Origin of the sequence: Streptococcus oralis (assembly GCF_021497945.1) — a bacterium.
In the GTDB taxonomy this organism is placed as follows: Bacteria; Bacillota; Bacilli; order Lactobacillales; family Streptococcaceae; genus Streptococcus; species Streptococcus oralis_BR.
The window spans coordinates 12168-30451 of sequence record NZ_CP046524.1 but is presented as its reverse complement, the minus strand read 5'-3'; the positions used below and the strand labels follow the sequence as shown (position 1 = coordinate 30451).

Annotated in this window: 13 protein-coding genes, 3 tRNA genes, 3 rRNA genes, 1 other RNA gene and 1 pseudogene; 2 read left to right on the top strand and 19 right to left on the bottom strand. The window is 42.9% G+C overall.

Going from position 1 to position 18284, the window contains the following annotated elements:
• Positions 1-102 precede the first annotated feature (102 nt).
• On the top strand, positions 103-1113 hold the full coding sequence (locus GOM47_RS00160) for a YeiH family protein (RefSeq protein ID WP_235080688.1): 1011 nt from the start codon (positions 103-105) through the stop codon (positions 1111-1113).
• A 27-nt stretch (positions 1114-1140) separates the two neighbouring features.
• On the opposite strand, the gene GOM47_RS00155 is transcribed toward GOM47_RS00160, so the two are convergent.
• From GOM47_RS00155 to tadA, 8 genes are all read right to left on the bottom strand, one after another.
• Complete coding sequence (locus GOM47_RS00155) at positions 1141-1578, bottom strand: CoA-binding protein (RefSeq protein WP_033583537.1); 438 nt, start codon at positions 1576-1578, stop codon at positions 1141-1143.
• A gap of 119 nt (positions 1579-1697) precedes the next feature.
• The gene (locus GOM47_RS00150) at positions 1698-2666 is read right to left on the bottom strand and encodes a ribose-phosphate diphosphokinase (RefSeq protein WP_235080687.1); all 969 of its coding nucleotides are present in this window, start codon (positions 2664-2666) and stop codon (positions 1698-1700) included.
• A 213-nt stretch (positions 2667-2879) separates the two neighbouring features.
• Positions 2880-3374, bottom strand: coding sequence for a beta-class carbonic anhydrase (locus GOM47_RS00145; RefSeq protein ID WP_235080686.1), 495 nt, complete (start codon positions 3372-3374; stop codon positions 2880-2882).
• Positions 3375-3446: 72 nt separating this feature from the next.
• Positions 3447-4808 carry a DNA repair protein RadA gene (gene radA, locus GOM47_RS00140; protein WP_414930294.1) on the bottom strand — a complete coding sequence of 454 codons (1362 nt, stop codon included), beginning with the start codon at positions 4806-4808 and terminating at the stop codon, positions 3447-3449.
• A 13-nt stretch (positions 4809-4821) separates the two neighbouring features.
• Positions 4822-5337, bottom strand: a complete 516-nt coding sequence (locus GOM47_RS00135) for a histidine phosphatase family protein (RefSeq protein ID WP_000691243.1) — start codon at positions 5335-5337, stop codon at positions 4822-4824.
• A 1-nt stretch (position 5338) separates the two neighbouring features.
• Entirely contained in the window at positions 5339-5782 is a 444-nt protein-coding gene (locus GOM47_RS00130; RefSeq protein WP_235080685.1) for a dUTP diphosphatase, read from the bottom strand.
• Between the two features lie 55 nt (positions 5783-5837).
• Positions 5838-5936: signal recognition particle sRNA small type (gene ffs / locus GOM47_RS00125), an RNA gene on the bottom strand.
• 32 nt (positions 5937-5968) lie between these two features.
• Positions 5969-6436: a tRNA adenosine(34) deaminase TadA gene (tadA, locus tag GOM47_RS00120; RefSeq protein ID WP_235080684.1), complete on the bottom strand. Its 468-nt coding sequence runs from the start codon at positions 6434-6436 to the stop codon at positions 5969-5971.
• Positions 6437-6701: 265 nt separating this feature from the next.
• On the opposite strand from tadA, the gene GOM47_RS00115 reads away from it, so the two are divergent.
• Entirely contained in the window at positions 6702-7247 is a 546-nt protein-coding gene (locus GOM47_RS00115; RefSeq protein ID WP_235080683.1) for a hypothetical protein, read from the top strand.
• A gap of 479 nt (positions 7248-7726) precedes the next feature.
• On the opposite strand, the gene GOM47_RS00110 is transcribed toward GOM47_RS00115, so the two are convergent.
• From GOM47_RS00110 to ftsH, 11 genes and pseudogenes are all read right to left on the bottom strand, one after another.
• Positions 7727-9013 (bottom strand): adenylosuccinate synthase, encoded by a 1287-nt coding sequence (locus GOM47_RS00110; protein ID WP_235081260.1) that lies wholly within the window; start codon positions 9011-9013, stop codon positions 7727-7729.
• Positions 9014-9258: 245 nt separating this feature from the next.
• The gene (comW, locus tag GOM47_RS00105) at positions 9259-9492 is read right to left on the bottom strand and encodes a sigma(X)-activator ComW (protein ID WP_061419175.1); all 234 of its coding nucleotides are present in this window, start codon (positions 9490-9492) and stop codon (positions 9259-9261) included.
• A 316-nt stretch (positions 9493-9808) separates the two neighbouring features.
• Positions 9809-10201 (bottom strand): annotated as a pseudogene (gene tnpA, locus GOM47_RS00100) (IS200/IS605 family transposase).
• Positions 10202-10387: 186 nt separating this feature from the next.
• Positions 10388-10461: transfer RNA gene (locus GOM47_RS00095), tRNA-Asn, on the bottom strand.
• Positions 10462-10466: 5 nt separating this feature from the next.
• Positions 10467-10582, bottom strand: a 5S ribosomal RNA gene (rrf, locus tag GOM47_RS00090).
• A 77-nt stretch (positions 10583-10659) separates the two neighbouring features.
• A 23S ribosomal RNA gene (locus GOM47_RS00085) occupies positions 10660-13562 on the bottom strand.
• Positions 13563-13684: 122 nt separating this feature from the next.
• Positions 13685-13757 (bottom strand) — tRNA-Ala (locus GOM47_RS00080).
• A 51-nt stretch (positions 13758-13808) separates the two neighbouring features.
• Positions 13809-15357, bottom strand: a 16S ribosomal RNA gene (locus GOM47_RS00075).
• The 16S, 23S and 5S rRNA genes sit together here with 3 tRNA genes alongside, the layout of an rRNA operon.
• A gap of 232 nt (positions 15358-15589) precedes the next feature.
• Positions 15590-15661: transfer RNA gene (locus GOM47_RS00070), tRNA-Glu, on the bottom strand.
• A gap of 64 nt (positions 15662-15725) precedes the next feature.
• On the bottom strand, positions 15726-16199 hold the full coding sequence (locus GOM47_RS00065) for a sigma-70 family RNA polymerase sigma factor (protein WP_235080682.1): 474 nt from the start codon (positions 16197-16199) through the stop codon (positions 15726-15728).
• Between the two features lie 121 nt (positions 16200-16320).
• Positions 16321-18279 (bottom strand): ATP-dependent zinc metalloprotease FtsH, encoded by a 1959-nt coding sequence (gene ftsH, locus GOM47_RS00060; RefSeq protein WP_235080681.1) that lies wholly within the window; start codon positions 18277-18279, stop codon positions 16321-16323.
• Positions 18280-18284: the final 5 nt, after the last annotated feature.

The window sequence follows — 18284 nt, the reverse complement described above, 5'->3', positions numbered from 1 at the left end:
CCCTGACCGCAAAATCCATCTGAAACCCGCATTTTTCACTTTTTGTTTTACTTTTCTTCTCGACAGGACTATAATAATAAGTGCTTATTTTCGGAGGTTTATATGTCATTTTTATCAAAAAATGGAGCAGGAATCTTGGCCTGCCTTCTCATTTCTATCGTATCTTGGTTCCTGGGAGGATTTTTCCCCGTTGTGGGCGCACCTGTCTTTGCCATTTTTGCGGGAATGCTCCTACACCCCTGGCTCTCACCCTATAAACAACTAGACGCAGGGTTGACCTTTAGTTCCAAGAAATTGCTCCAGTATGCCGTTATCTTACTCGGTTTTGGTCTCAATATCTCGCAAGTCTTCGCAGTTGGACAAACTTCACTCCCGGTCATCCTATCAACGATTTCAATTTCCTTGATTGTCGCCTACCTCTTCCAGCGTTTCTTTGCACTAGACACAAAACTGGCAACCTTGATTGGAGTGGGATCTTCTATCTGTGGTGGCTCTGCCATTGCTGCTACAGCACCCGTTATCCATGCTAAAGAAAAGGAAGTAGCCCAAGCCATTTCCGTTATCTTTTTCTTCAATGTCTTAGCTGCACTTATCTTTCCAACTCTAGGAACCTGGCTTCACCTATCCAATGACGGCTTTGCCCTCTTTGCAGGAACTGCGGTCAATGATACTTCTTCTGTAACGGCCACCGCCAGCTCCTGGGACAGTCTTTACCAAACCAATACCCTCGAATCGGCAACCATTGTTAAACTCACGCGCACCTTAGCAATCATTCCCATCACTCTCTTTCTCTCCTACTGGCAAAGCCGCCAGCAAAAAAACAGCCAGGATTTCCAACTGAAAAAAGTCTTCCCACTTTTTATACTTTATTTCATCCTAGCCTCTCTCTTAACGACTCTTCTCACCTCTCTCGGTGTGTCTAGTAGCTTCTTCACCCCTCTCAAACAACTCTCCAAATTTCTCATTATCATGGCTATGAGTGCTATCGGTCTCAAAACAAATCTAGTAGCCATGATCAAATCCAGCGGAAAATCCATTCTTCTTGGAGCCCTTTGCTGGATTGCCATCATCCTCACCAGTCTTGGCATGCAAGCATTGATTGGTACTTTATAACACAAAAGGTAGCCATGGGCTACCTTTTTATTGCTCAAGAATTAAGCGAGTATGTTCTCTCTTAATACAGCGATTCATCACGATGTCATCGCATCCTCCAGCACGCAAGATTTCTTCCGCTTCTAGATTTTCAAGCCCTAATTGCGCCCAGAAAATCTTGGCATCAGCCTTGAGAAAATCACGCGCCACATCTGGCAGAAACTCGCTGCGACGGTAAACATTGACAATATCTACAGGAAAAGGAATCTCAGCTAGACTCGCATAAGCCTTTTCTCCCAAAATTTCACCACCTGCAGCCTTGGGATTAACTGGAATGATTTTATAGCCCCGAGCTTGCATCTCCTTAGTCACTCGATTGCTAGTTGTTTCCTCACGGTCAGACAAACCCACTACTGCTAACGTTTTACTGGTCGCCAGATACTGACGAATCACACCATCACTTGGATTGATAAATTCTTGGCTCATAGAAATCCTCCTTTTCCCCCAGTATAGCATATTTTGAAAAGGCTTGCAGATTTTGACTATAAAAATCTCCTAGCAAGAAAAGAAACCTGCTAGGAGTTCTGTCTACTTCAAGTGAAAGATTAAATCTTTTTCTCAATGCTAAACAAAGGAGAAAGAGGACGTTTTTCGTGGATACGGATAATAGCATCGCCTAGAAGATGAGCAATCGAAATTTGTTCAATCTTATCAATTAAACGCCCCTCTGGTAGGTAAATGGTATCCAAAACAACCAATTTCTTAATAGCTGATTTTTGGATATTGTCCATAGCTGGCCCAGAAAGAACTGGGTGCGTACAGCTTGCATATACTTCAACAGCACCTGCTTCAGCAAGAGCATCCGCCGCATGACAAATAGTTCCAGCTGTATCAATCATATCGTCAATCAAGATACAAGTCTTACCTTCTACCTTACCAATGATATTCATCACTTCACTGGTATTCATCTTGTCTACACTACGGCGTTTGTCAATAATCGCAATCGGAGTTTTCAAAAACTCTGCCAACTTACGAGCACGAGTCACCCCACCATGGTCTGGACTGACAACCACGTAGTCAGAGCCAACCATGCCACGGCGTTCAAAATAGTCCGCAATCAATGGAGCGCCCATCAAGTGATCCACAGGAATATCAAAGAATCCCTGAATCTGCGCAGCGTGCAAATCAATCGTCAACAAACGATCCACACCAGCCACTTCTAGCATATTTGCCACAAGTTTTGCTGTGATTGGCTCACGCGCTCTCGCTTTTCTATCCTGACGTGCGTAACCATAGTAAGGCATGACAACGTTGACAGATTCTGCACTAGCCCGCTTTAAGGCATCTACCATGATCAAAATTTCGAGCAGATTGTCATTTACAGGTGAGCTCGTTGATTGTAGGATAAAGACGTGTTTTCCACGGATTGATTCTTCGATATTGACCTGAATCTCCCCATCTGAAAATTGGCGAACAGTCGATTTCCCCAACTCTATCCCAATCTCTTGCGCCACACGCTCTGCCAATTCTCTATTTGAAGAAAGGGCAAACAGCTTTAAATCAGAAAAAGACATGATTTCCTCCGGTATTTATGTATCACTTGTTTTTTTCACAACATTTTCCATCTACCATTGTAGCGCTTTTTCCTTTATTTTTCAATCAAAAATAAAACAAGAGCAAACATTTATACCCTCGTTTTTACTATTTTATATTAGCTATATTAAAACTAAAAATCCTACATTTTAACAATCGATTTTATGCTAGGATGAAATTTTTTCGAGACAAAGTTAGTATACTTCTCTCATACTTCCTGTATCCACATCATAGACAGCACCTGAAATAACCACATCATCAGGAATCAGTGGAGATTCTCGAAGTAACTGCATATCCTCTCTCACACTCTCTTCAACATTCTGGAATGGTAAAAAATCTTGATCAGACACATCAACTCCGAGCTCATGTTTCAACTGTTCATGAAAACTTTCATTTTGAAAGGTTTGAGCTCCACAGTCTGTATGGTGAAGCACCACAATCTCTCTTGTCCCCATTTGTTGCTGGGAAATCACCAGTGAACGAATCATGTCCTCAGTTACTCGACCACCCGCATTCCGCAAGATATGAGCATCCCCAAGGGCCAAACCTAGAGCTTGCGCAACGTGTAGACGCGAGTCCATGCAGGTCACGATAGCTACTCTGGTTTTGGGTTTAAGTGGCAAATTTAACTGCCCATGTAGGGCAACATAAGCCTGATTGGCTTTCATAAACTGTTCAAAATACGACACGATTCCCTCCTCAAAAATTTGATAATCAAATATTTCTCCCATCTTATCATTTTTAAGAGGATTTGTCACGGATTATGCAAAGACCTTTTTCAAAACTTCCTGAATAGTCGTCACACCAATGACTTCAATTTCCTTGGGTGGAGTGATTCCTGTCAAGGAATTCTTGGGTACATAAATCTTGGTAAAGCCCAGTTTTGCCGCTTCATTGATACGTTGTTCGATACGATTCACGCGCCGAATCTCTCCGGTCAAGCCCAGTTCACCCACAAAACATTCCTGAGGATTGGTAGGCTTGTCCTTGTAACTCGAAGCAATAGCAACTGCAACGGCTAAATCAATAGCGGGCTCATCCAATTTGACCCCACCAGCAGATTTGAGATAGGCATCCTGATTTTGCAAGAGAAGCCCTGCCCGTTTTTCCAAAACAGCCATAATCAGACTCGCACGATTGAAATCAAGACCTGTCGTAGTACGCTTGGCATTTCCAAACATAGTCGGTGTCACCAAGGCTTGAACTTCTGCTAAAATCGGACGGGTCCCTTCCATGGTCACAACGATTGACGAGCCAGTAGCCCCATCCAAACGCTCCTCTAGGAAAACTTGACTCGGATTGAGCACCTCAACCAATCCGCCCGACTGCATCTCAAAGATGCCAATCTCATTAGTGGAACCAAAACGGTTTTTGACTGCTCTCAAGATACGAAAGGTATGGTGACGTTCCCCTTCAAAGTAAAGCACTGTATCTACCATATGCTCCAACATACGCGGACCAGCCAAGGTCCCTTCCTTGGTCACATGCCCTACGATAAAAATGGCAATGTTATTAGTCTTAGCCAGCTGCATAAGCTCAGCGGTCACCTCACGCACCTGAGACACAGACCCCTGCACCCCTGAAATCTCAGGAGACATAATAGTCTGGATAGAGTCGATGATGAGAAAATCTGGTTGGATGCGCTCCACCTCAGATCGAACACTCTGCATATTGGTCTCTGCATAGAGATAAAACTCACTATCAATATCACCCAAGCGCTCTGCACGGAGTTTAATCTGCTGAGCAGACTCCTCCCCACTGACATAGAGAACAGTCCCTACTTGGGACAGCTGAGTCGATACTTGTAAGAGAAGGGTTGATTTCCCGATTCCTGGATCCCCACCGATGAGGACGAGACTTCCTGGTACCACTCCGCCTCCAAGCACACGGTTGAATTCCTCCATATCCGTCTTTGTTCGATTGACATTGATGGAAGTCACCTCAGCCAGTTTCATGGGCTTGGTTTTCTCACCTGTCAAGGACACACGCGCATTCTTGACCTCGGCAACCTCAACCTCTTCTACAAAAGAAGACCAAGACCCACAGTTAGGACAACGCCCTAGATATTTTGGGGAATTATACCCACAATTTTGACATACAAATGTCGCTTTTTTCTTTGCGATGATAAACCTCTTTCTAAATCTCTATCTCACACTCTATCACTTGGCAAAAATCAATTTTTTCATTAGGTACAAACTGGCGCATGAGCATTCGATGAGCGACAACTACCACAGTCTGATGTTCTCGATACTTAGTCATGCATTCTAGAAAACGAGACTTCATCTCCGCAGCTGTCTCATATTGAATAGAACTATTAGGAAGCAACTCCCCCTTGCTTTCTAAAAACAGACATCTAGCTCTTTCAAAATTCTCTATACCACTTTCATAAACCTGCCATTCGTGTAACAAAGGCTCCACCCTCAAAGGGAGGCCAGTAGCACAAGAAACATAAAAAGCTGTTTCTAAAGCTCTCGTTACTGCTGAAGTCACTAGTAAGTTAGCTGATTGTAGTAAGGGATTTTGGCAAAGTTCCTGAGCTTGTTGTCGTCCCTTCTCAGATAAGGGGGCCAAATCCATCCCAAAACCTGTATAAGAACGTTCCTCTAACTCACGGTAATCTGGTTCCCCATGACGTACAAAGATAATCTTCATCTTAGTGCCCTGTTGATCCAAATCCACCAGTTCGCACGCCGTCTGCCTCATCTCCGTCTGCGATTAAAAATGGTGCAAAGACAGCCTGAACCACACGTTCCCCAACTTCAAGAACCACTTCCTGATTAGTAATGTTTTTCATCTGCGCAAAAATATGTCCCTCATTTCCAGGATTTCCATAATAATCCCCATCAATGACCCCAACTGAGTTAATCAAGACCAAGCCCTTCTTACGAGGATTTGAAGAACGATCATAAAGATAGAGAACTTCTGTCGGCTGCATATAGGCCTTAACACCTGTCGGAACGAGAACAATCTCTCCTGGAGCAATCACAGTGCGTTCCGCGACCTTTAAATCATAACCAGCTGCATGGGCTGTCTCACGCTTCGGTAGCAAATTTTTATCTGTAAAACTCGAAACCAATTCAAAACCACGAATTTTCATATTATACTCTTTTCTATTATCATTTATTCTAGGCTATTTTATCTTATTTATTCGAAAAAAGCACGAAAAAAGAGCACACAATTCACACTCGCTTAGGGCTGCTGGATTCCTCCCCTGACCCGCTTCACGCAGAACTGTTGCTCCATTATTTATTATACCACATTCCCCTCTATTTTTAAAGAGAAATTATTTTTTCCGTCGATTTCGGAAAAAGTCTTGCATAATAGCTGCACACTCACTCTCCAAAACTCCCGTTTCGACCTCTACACGATGATTGAGACGCTCATCTGTCAAGATGTCGTACAGACTCCCAGCTGCACCAAATTTCTGATTTTTAGCCCCGTAAACCACGTTTGGAATACGGGCAAGTCCAATCGCCCCACTACACATAACACAAGGCTCAATGGTCACAAAAAGCGTACAATCTAGCAGACGCCAACTTTCTTCACTCGCGTTCGCATTCTCTATGGCCATGATTTCTGCATGCATAACCGCCCGTTGCAACTCCTCGCGCGCATTATGCCCACGACCAATGATCTCTCCATCCTTGACAATCACACAACCAATTGGAATTTCATCGTTTTCCAGAGCAATCTCTGCCTCTTTCAAGGCCTCTTTCATAAAAGCTTCTTTTTCTTCAACTGTATAACCCATAGCTTCTCTCTTTTCCTGCTTATCAATTCTATCATTATAGCATGTTTTCCTAGACAAAAAAAGAGCTCTATAATATTTACACTGACTAACCTTAGATATTATTAAATCGCTGGATTGTAGAAATAATGTTTTAAAAAGAGTATAATATTAACAAAATTGATAGAAAATCAGAAATCATGAATTTAAAATAATGGAGATAACTGACATAGAAAGTTCAAGAGATGAATATACTGAAATTTATACAATAAACAATATGAAAGGGTAAATGATGAAATTAGAGTTATTACTGGATAAACCAAAATTTACCTTAATGTTTCCATATAAAAATCAATTTAATAGAGCAGGGGGACCATTCATGATATCTTTATCTGTTATGATTCTCTGGATTTTAAAGCATCTGATAGCTTATAATACCGATTTTACAGACAAGATTATTATAGCAATTGTACTGATTTATGTTCCACTTCTTCTATGGTTTATGGGGTATTATCTCTTCATAAATGGAGTAAAATTAGAAGTTCATAAAAACAATACTGTTCAGTATTATACCTATAGTAGCAGAGGCCTCAGCGTATTACATTATCAATTTAAACTTCAAGATATCGAACAAATAACCATTAAAAAGCGTCCCTTTAATTGTGCAAAGTTAACCATGAAAATTAGAAATCCTATTTTTTTAGAAGGATATGAGAAAAATCTAAATAAGCTAATAAGTGTCAGTATCATCACAGATAAACTGAAAGCAGATGTTTTTATGCACGAAATGAACCAAATTCAAAATGATAAATCAGGAAACCAAGTTATCAAATAAGCTAATTTACAAAAAATTTAATTTTATCTAACTTATAAACTCTAAAGAAAATAGTTCACTGAAGAGGCTGGAATCAAAAATCCCAACCTCATTTTTGCTTAGTTGTAAACCTATAATTTATTAGTAGATTAAACTGTTTGTTGGTATTTTAAAATTCAAAAGCTCCTTTGAACAAAACTTCCTTTCTCTATCCACAACCTTAACCAATCTACCGAATTGTTGAAACCATGAAGTTCTAGGTCTATCAAATTAAGACTTGGTCTACAGATTTCTGTCCCACTGTTTTTTCTTTATCTTAAAAAGTCAAGTAGAAGCCTGTATAGGACTTATGAACTAAAAAAGCCACCCAATGGGGTGACTTAATAGGGAGATTATTATGAAAAAGAAAAGTTTAGGATATTTGTTACAACAAGTTAGGAGGTCTTCTTGTAACTGTCTATAGTATACCCGACCTATCTTAAACAAATCTTAAAAATCTCTTAAGACCAAACACTTTCTAAAATATTGGTTTGTTCACGATCAGGACCTACTGAGAACGTCGAAATACGAACCCCAACCAACTCGCTCACACGACGAACATAGTTACGCGCATTCTCAGGAAGATCTTCCAAATTACGGACTCCAGTGATGTCTTCTGACCAACCTGGCAATTCCTCGTAGATAGGTTTGCAACGTTTTAATTGCTCAAGACTAGCTGGGTAGTGGTCGATACGTTGACCATCGAGATCATAAGCCACACAAATTTTCACAGTATCCAAACCGCTCAAAACATCAATAGAATTCAATGAAAGATTGGTAATCCCAGATACACGGCGACTGTGACGCATCACAACTGAGTCAAACCAACCCACACGACGTGGACGACCAGTTGTTGTACCATATTCATGACCTACTTCACGGATGCGATCTCCCACTTCATCAAATAATTCAGTTGGGAAAGGTCCGTCTCCTACGCGACTCGTATAGGCTTTACATACACCTACAATCTTGTCAATCTTACTTGGACCAACACCAGACCCAATTGTCACACCACCAGCGACAGGGTTTGAAGAAGTAACAAATGGATAAGTACCTTGGTCAATGTCCAACATGACACCTTGTGCACCTTCAAAAAGCACACGTTTGCCGTTATCAAGCGCATCGTTCAAAATAACAGATGTATCTGTCACATACTGCTTAATTTGTTGGCCATACTCATAGTACTCTTCAAAAATATCATCAATTGAAATAGGAGTACTGTCATACAATTTTTCAAATAGACGATTCTTTTCCGCAAGATTGCGTTCCAAACGTTCACGGAAAATATCCTTATCCAAAAGATCCGCAATACGAATTCCAACACGAGCAGCCTTGTCCATATATGCTGGACCGATTCCCTTGATTGTAGTACCAATCTTATTGTCACCCTTAGCTTCTTCCTGCAAGCGATCCAACTCAATGTGATAAGGCAAAATAACATGCGCACGGTCCGAAATGCGCAAATTATCTGTTGTCACACCTTCACCATGAAGATAAGTCAACTCTTTTACTAGAGATTTAGGATTTACAACCATCCCGTTCCCAATGACAGAAATTTTTTCAGGGAAGAAAATTCCAGATGGAATCAAGTGCAACTTAAATTTCTTACCATCAATCACAATGGTGTGACCAGCATTATCACCACCTTGGTAACGAGCAATTACCTCTGCATTAGCTGAAAGAAAATCTGTAATTTTCCCTTTACCTTCATCGCCCCATTGGGTACCTACAACAACAACTGAAGTCATAATAAAATTCGTCTGAGCTACTAGGAGCTCGTCCTTTCTCATATACATGGCAGGAATTTCACCCGCAATTATATCTTACAATTTATTATAAGAAAAAAAGACCATTTTATCAAGAAGAAACACTGGAAAAGATTTGGGATTTCTGTAAATTATAAAATTCAAAACCTTATATTTTAAATAAAATCCTTAAAATCATAAATTCAATGCTCATTATTGTTCGTGATAAATGATATATATGAACGTCACTAGTTTAGAGTAGTACCTTCTAGCAAGAATTTATCTAGATACAAGCGATAGGCCGTCTGGAAATGATATAGACAAAACTCTTTATCGCTTTTAATTCTAAATCTTATCAAGTAATAAAGTAAAAAACGAAGATGAAGTGATTCCCACTCAGCACAACTCTGACATAAAGAAGCATATTCTTGTTCAACTAGTTTCAAAAAGACAAATGCTCGTTCATAAAATTTTTGAAGCATATAAAAAATCCCTTTCTTATTATTAACACTAGTCTAACAGAAAAACGAACTAAAAAAGCTTCAAATCCTATAAAAGAAGAATTTAAAGCTAAACGAACTAAAAATAAAATATAAAGGTAATTATAGATGCCAAAATTAAGTTTTGAATTTTGAGAAGTTTACTTCATTTATAAAATCATAACTACCCATCTAACGGGTGGTTTGCACCAGGGCTATAAGCCCAAATTACCAGCCAGCGCCTAAAGACGCTGGCTTTCACGTTGTTCAAGCCTCATTGCTCTTGACTCGTCACTTGCCTCTTAAAGAGACTTTGGTACTACTTACCACTATCCCTAAAGGAATCCTCATATTCTTTTACACTTAATTTATCTAGTGCTATATCATGCTTTTCCTGCTCTTGAATATATTTCTTAATTGTGGCTTCATTAAGTCCCACTGTACTCACGTAGTAACCTTCTGCCCAAAAATGCCGGTTCCCAAACTTGTACTTGAGGTTGGCGTAGGTTGGCGTGTTTGTCAAACATCATGAGTGCACTTTTGCCTTTTAAATAACCCATGAAACTTGAAACACTTATCCTTGATGGAATATTTCTCCCAAACTACTTCGATATTAATTATAAATGATTTTTCGTCTATACTTAGGGGTGAACACAATGTGATATTTACACATCCTCTTTGTGTGTGATAAACTATGTGCCTTTTGTGCCATATTTTTCTCCTTTCGCTTTACAATTGGCTTGAACACCTTTATTGTATCGCGTTTGGAGTTTTTTTGGTATAAGCTTCGACGCGCACCCGCATAGCGGGTGGTTTATTTGTCTCGCACCTGACGGAGCGAGACGGACTAATAGTCACATAATAAAAAAGAACACCAGTGGTGTTCTTTTTTATCTGACTCCGCCAGTAGGACTCGAACCTACGACATCATGATTAACAGTCATGCGCTACTACCAACTGAGCTATGGCGGATAAAAGCTAAGCGACTTCCATATCTCACAGGGGGCAACCCCCAACTACTTCCGGCGTTCTAGGGCTTAACTACTGTGTTCGGCATGGGTACAGGTGTATCTCCTAGGCTATCGTCACTTAACTCTGAGTAATACCTACTCAAAATTGAATATCTATCAAATAATTAGAAAAACCTTACGCTAAGTTTTCTCAGTTACTTTGGATAAGTCCTCGAGCTATTAGTATTAGTCCGCTACATGTGTCACCACACTTCCACTTCTAACCTATCTACCTGATCATCTCTCAGGGCTCTTACTGATATATAATCATGGGAAATCTCATCTTGAGGTGGGTTTCACACTTAGATGCTTTCAGCGTTTATCCCTTCCCTACATAGCTACCCAGCGATGCCTTTGGCAAGACAACTGGTACACCAGCGGTAAGTCCACTCTGGTCCTCTCGTACTAGGAGCAGATCCTCTCAAATTTCCTACGCCCGCGACGGATAGGGACCGAACTGTCTCACGACGTTCTGAACCCAGCTCGCGTGCCGCTTTAATGGGCGAACAGCCCAACCCTTGGGACCGACTACAGCCCCAGGATGCGACGAGCCGACATCGAGGTGCCAAACCTCCCCGTCGATGTGAACTCTTGGGGGAGATAAGCCTGTTATCCCCAGGGTAGCTTTTATCCGTTGAGCGATGGCCCTTCCATACGGAACCACCGGATCACTAAGCCCGACTTTCGTCCCTGCTCGAGTTGTAGCTCTCGCAGTCAAGCTCCCTTATACCTTTACACTCTGCGAATGATTTCCAACCATTCTGAGGGAACCTTTGGGCGCCTCCGTTACCTTTTAGGAGGCGACCGCCCCAGTCAAACTGCCCGTCAGACACTGTCTCCGATAGGGATAACCTATCTGGGTTAGAGTGGCCATAACACAAGGGTAGTATCCCAACAACGTCTCCTTCGAAACTGGCGTCCCGATCTCGTAGACTCCTACCTATCCTGTACATGTGGTACAGACACTCAATATCAAACTGCAGTAAAGCTCCATGGGGTCTTTCCGTCCTGTCGCGGGTAACCTGCATCTTCACAGGTACTAAAATTTCACCGAGTCTCTCGTTGAGACAGTGCCCAAATCATTACGCCTTTCGTGCGGGTCGGAACTTACCCGACAAGGAATTTCGCTACCTTAGGACCGTTATAGTTACGGCCGCCGTTTACTGGGGCTTCAATTCATACCTTCGCGTTACCGCTAAGCACTCCTCTTAACCTTCCAGCACCGGGCAGGCGTCACCCCCTATACATCATCTTACGATTTAGCAGAGAGCTGTGTTTTTGATAAACAGTTGCTTGGGCCTATTCACTGCGGCTGACCGAAGTCAGCACCCCTTCTCCCGAAGTTACGGGGTCATTTTGCCGAGTTCCTTAACGAGAGTTCTCTCGCTCACCTGAGGCTACTCGCCTCGACTACCTGTGTCGGTTTGCGGTACGGGTAGAGTATGTTTAAACGCTAGAAGCTTTTCTTGGCAGTGTGACGTCACTAACTTCGCTACTAAACTTCGCTCCCCATCACAGCTCAATGTTATAGAATTAAGCATTTGACTCAATTCACACCTCACTGCTTAGACAGACACTTCCATTCGTCTGCTTTAGTTAGCCTACTGCGTCCCTCCATCACTACATACTCTAGTACAGGAATATCAACCTGTTGTCCATCGGATACACCTTTCGGTCTCTCCTTAGGTCCCGACTAACCCAGGGCGGACGAGCCTTCCCCTGGAAACCTTAGTCTTACGGTGGACAGGATTCTCACCTGTCTTTCGCTACTCATACCGGCATTCTCACTTCTATGCGTTCCAGCACTCCTCACGGTATACCTTCATCACACATAGAACGCTCTCCTACCATACCTATAAAGGTATCCACAGCTTCGGTAAATTGTTTTAGCCCCGGTACATTTTCGGCGCAGGGTCACTCGACTAGTGAGCTATTACGCACTCTTTGAATGAATAGCTGCTTCTAAGCTAACATCCTAGTTGTCTGTGCAACCCCACATCCTTTTCCACTTAACAATTATTTTGGGACCTTAGCTGGTGGTCTGGGCTGTTTCCCTTTCGACTACGGATCTTAGCACTCGCAGTCTGACTGCCGACCATAATTCTTTGGCATTCGGAGTTTATCTGAGATTGGTAATCCGGGATGGACCCCTCACCCAAACAGTGCTCTACCTCCAAGAATCTCTAATGTCGACGCTAGCCCTAAAGCTATTTCGGAGAGAACCAGCTATCTCCAAGTTCGTTTGGAATTTCTCCGCTACCCACAAGTCATCCAAGCACTTTTCAACGTGCCCTGGTTCGGTCCTCCAGTGCGTCTTACCGCACCTTCAACCTGCTCATGGGTAGGTCACATGGTTTCGGGTCTACGACATGATACTAATACGCCCTATTCAGACTCGGTTTCCCTGCGGCTCCGTCTCTTCAACTTAACCTCGCATCATATCGTAACTCGCCGGTTCATTCTACAAAAGGCACGCTCTCACCCATTAACGGGCTCGAACTTGTTGTAGGCACACGGTTTCAGGTTCTATTTCACTCCCCTCCCGGGGTGCTTTTCACCTTTCCCTCACGGTACTGGTTCACTATCGGTCACTAGGGAGTATTTAGGGTTGGGAGATGGTCCTCCCAGATTCCGACGGGATTTCTCGTGTCCCGCCGTACTCAGGATACTGCTAGGTACAAAGACTATTTTAAATACGAGGCTATTACTCTCTTTGGCTGATCTTCCCAAATCATTCTTCTATAATCTTTGAGTCCACATTGCAGTCCTACAACCCCGAAGAGTAAACTCTTCGGTTTGCCCTCCTGCCGTTTCGCTCGCCGCTACTAAGGCAATCGCTTTTGCTTTCTCTTCCTGCAGCTACTTAGATGTTTCAGTTCACTGCGTCTTCCTCCTCACATCCTTAACAGATGCGGGTAACAGGTAGTACCTGTTGGGTTCCCCCATTCGGAAATCCCTGGATCATCGCTTACTTACAGCTACCCAAGGCATATCGTCGTTTGTCACGTCCTTCTTCGGCTCCTAGTGCCAAGGCATCCACCGTGCGCCCTTATTAACTTAACCTTATTTTTTGACCTTTCAGTCATAAACTCTTTTAATACTACAGCGTTTCGGTTTATTTTCTTGTTACTATTTGATATAGATATTCAATTTTCAATGTGCATTACTTGGTGATCTCTCACCAATGGAGCCTAGCGGGATCGAACCGCTGACCTCCTGCGTGCAAAGCAGGCGCTCTCCCAGCTGAGCTAAGGCCCCACAAGACCTCTCAAGACTAAACAAGACCAATGTGCAGTTCCTTATCCTTAGAAAGGAGGTGATCCAGCCGCACCTTCCGATACGGCTACCTTGTTACGACTTCACCCCAATCATCTATCCCACCTTAGGCGGCTGGCTCCTAAAAGGTTACCTCACCGACTTCGGGTGTTACAAACTCTCGTGGTGTGACGGGCGGTGTGTACAAGGCCCGGGAACGTATTCACCGCGGCGTGCTGATCCGCGATTACTAGCGATTCCGACTTCATGTAGGCGAGTTGCAGCCTACAATCCGAACTGAGACTGGCTTTAAGAGATTAGCTTGCCGTCACCGGCTTGCGACTCGTTGTACCAGCCATTGTAGCACGTGTGTAGCCCAGGTCATAAGGGGCATGATGATTTGACGTCATCCCCACCTTCCTCCGGTTTATTACCGGCAGTCTCGCTAGAGTGCCCAACTGAATGATGGCAACTAACAATAGGGGTTGCGCTCGTTGCGGGACTTAACCCAACATCTCACGACACGAGCTGACGACAACCATGCACCACCTGTCACCTCTGTCCCGAAGGAAAACTCTATCTCTAGAGCGATCAGAGGGATGTCAAGACCTGGTAAGGTTCTTCGCGTTGCTTCGAATTAAACCACATGCTCCACCGCTTGTGCGGGCCCCCGTCAATTCCTTTGAGTTTCAACCTTGCGGTCGTACTCCCCAGGCGGAGTGCTTAATGCGTTAGCTGCGGCACTAAACCCCGGAAAGGGTCTAACACCTAGCACTCATCGTTTACGGCGTGGACTACCAGGGTATCTAATCCTGTTTGCTCCCCACGCTTTCGAGCCTCAGCGTCAGTTACAAGCCAGAGAGCCGCTTTCGCCACCGGTGTTCCTCCATATATCTACGCATTTCACCGCTACACATGGAATTCCACTCTCCCCTCTTGCACTCAAGTTAAACAGTTTCCAAAGCGTACTATGGTTAAGCCACAGCCTTTAACTTCAGACTTATCTAACCGCCTGCGCTCGCTTTACGCCCAATAAATCCGGACAACGCTCGGGACCTACGTATTACCGCGGCTGCTGGCACGTAGTTAGCCGTCCCTTTCTGGTAAGATACCGTCACAGTGTGAACTTTCCACTCTCACACTCGTTCTTCTCTTACAACAGAGCTTTACGATCCGAAAACCTTCTTCACTCACGCGGCGTTGCTCGGTCAGACTTCCGTCCATTGCCGAAGATTCCCTACTGCTGCCTCCCGTAGGAGTCTGGGCCGTGTCTCAGTCCCAGTGTGGCCGATCACCCTCTCAGGTCGGCTATGTATCGTCGCCTTGGTGAGCCGTTACCCCACCAACTAGCTAATACAACGCAGGTCCATCTGGTAGTGATGCATTTGCACCTTTCAATTAATTATCATGCGATAATTAATTTTATGCGGTATTAGCTATCGTTTCCAATAGTTATCCCCCGCTACCAGGCAGGTTACCTACGCGTTACTCACCCGTTCGCAACTCATCCAAGAAGAGCAAGCTCCTCTCTTCAGCGTTCTACTTGCATGTATTAGGCACGCCGCCAGCGTTCGTCCTGAGCCAGGATCAAACTCTCATTAAAAGTTTGAGTTCTCACTCATTTCTGTCACTGACAGATTTATTGTTTTTTCATTGTTCAGTACTATAACCTTAGTTATAGTGCCCTGCACATTGGTTCGTCTTGTTCAGTTTTCAAAGGTCTTTGTCACTCAATCTCTCTCAAGCGACAACTATATTAGTATATCACAGCTGTTGACCTATGTCAACACTTTTTTGAAACTTTTTTTACTTTTTTCATCCCTGTGATACACACATAGTCCGTACGGGATTCGAACCCGTGTTACCGCCGTGAAAAGGCGGTGTCTTAACCCCTTGACCAACGGACCTTGAGCTTTTCAACTCTTCCTATTATACCTACTTTTTCAACTTTGTCAAGAACTTTTTTCCTCTTTATCGAAATTCTGAAAAGATAAGGGAAAGTTCTCTTAGAAGAGCTTTACGTCCTCTGAAGACTTCCCCTCCCATGAGACGGTCCACTAACTCTTGTTTTTCCATACTCTGCTTTGATTTGTAAGTCTTTAGAAGTTCGTGAAAGAGATAATAATCATCCAGTCTGAGTCCTTTTTCTCCTAGACGATGGCTAATCTCACTCACCTCTTCATAGGGTTCTTTGTCGAAACGGCGCTTGTGACTTTCCTGTTTACGGATGTAATCTAGGATACGATTGCGGAATTTGGTTTTAAAGCAGACATATAGTCGGTGTCGTTCACCCACTAGCAATTCTGGATGGTGACTGACCAGTTCATACAGGCACAGCATCCCCTCCTGGTCCCAGTCCTCTTTCTCCCACAGATGTAAATGGTATTCTTTGCGGCACTTATGAACGATTCCTTTGCTTTCTTCGTATAATTCTTTTAGATTCATAGATCTCTCCTTTCTGCATTTAGTCTAGCAGAATGCGAGAGCCTATGAGGCTATTTCCTCTATTCTATACTTCTTCCGCCCTCAACGGCACATAAAAAGAGAGGCATAGCCTCTCGGGGGGTTATTTTTCTTCACTCATTTTTGATTTTACTTCATCATAAGATAGGGCGTGAGATTCCTCTTCTACAGTCTCAGGCATTTTTCCTGTTTCGTAAAGAGATTTAATCTGTGTACTATCCAATGTTTCGTATTTCAACAATGCTTCCGCAATCAGTTTATGAGTTTCACGATTTGACTGAATAATCTCAGCTGCTTTATTCCTTGCTTCATTTAATAATGAACGTACTTCCTCATCAATCTCATAGGCTGTTTGTTCTGAAATTGATTTTTGAGGACTTTGTGCACCAAACATAGCATGATTACCTTCGTATTGAACTGGGCCAAGTTTTTCACTCATACCGTATTCAGTGACCATTGCACGCGCCATCTGTGTAGCTTGTTCAAAGTCATTTGAAGCTCCTGTCGTTTGGACATTAAAGATAATCTCTTCAGCTACACGACCACCCATCAAACCTGCTAATTGTTCTTTCATGTCTTCCTTAGATAGAAGCATTTGATCTTCTTTAGGAAGTGCAATCATGTATCCGCCTGCACGTCCACGTGGTACAATGGTAACTTTATGAACAACACGGGCATTTGACAAGACTAAACCAACAATGGTATGTCCAGCCTCGTGGTAAGCAACCAATTCACGTTCTCTTTGTGATACTGTTTTATCTTTCTTAGACGGTCCAGCAATCACTCTGTCCTCTGCCTCATCTATATCTGAAGCATCAATAACTGACTTGTTGCGACGGGCTGCAACCAAGGCTGCCTCATTTAGAACATTTTCCAAGTCAGCTCCCACAAAACCTGGAGTTTGTTGGGCAACTAATTTCAAATCAACATCTTCTGCTAGAGGTTTGTTTTTAGCGTGAACTTTCAAGATTGCTTCACGACCTTTAACATCAGGGCGACCAACTAAGACTTTTCTATCAAAACGTCCTGGACGGAGAAGAGCTGGATCTAGAACATCTGAACGGTTCGTCGCAGCGATAACGATGATTCCTTCATTTCCCTCAAAACCATCCATCTCAATCAAGAGTTGGTTCAAGGTTTGTTCACGTTCATCATTCCCGCCACCAAGACCGATACCACGTTGGCGACCGACAGCATCAATTTCATCAATAAAGATAATAGCTGGCGCTGCTTTTTTTGCATCCTCAAAAAGAGAACGAACACGGCTTGCACCAACTCCGACAAACATTTCTACAAAGTCAGAACCTGAAATACTAAAGAATGGAACTCCTGCTTCTCCAGCAACTGCCTTAGCAAGTAAGGTTTTACCTGTCCCTGGAGGTCCCTCCAAAAGAACACCCGCAGGAATACGCGCACCAAGCTTTGTAAATCGTTTTGGATCTTTTAGAAATTCAACAACTTCGACTAATTCTTGTTTTTCTTCCTCGGCACCTGCAACATCTGAGAAACGTACCTTGATATCTTCTTTGTTAGCAGCCTTGGCCTTGCTACGTCCAAAACTCATTGGATTTCGACTATTATTTCCTCCCATATTTCCCATCATAGAGAATAGGAAGAACAAGAGAATAGCAAATGGCACAACAGAGACAAGGATATTGATCCACATACCGCTTGAACTCTCATGTTTGACTGTTACCTCAGCCTGGTGTTCAGAAGCAAGCTTTTGCAATTCTGAAACTGTTGAATCCGACGGAAGAATGGTACTTGAGAATCTTTCTACTGTTGTAGCAGCAGGAGTGAAAAATTGAATTCCTGTTTCGTCTTTACTAGTCTTAGGATTTTTATAAACACCAGACACCTCAATGATGCTACCATTTGGCTGATAGGTTAATTCTTTTACATTGTCTGCTGTAATTTCTTTTACCAATTCTGTATAGTTAATTTTTTCGCTTCGTCCTGCAGTATTTCCAGAGTAAAAATACTGGAATCCTGTTACAAGGAAGAAGATAATTAACAAGTATAGAAATGGGTTTCTAACTAAACCATTATTTTGTTTTTTCATTAAAG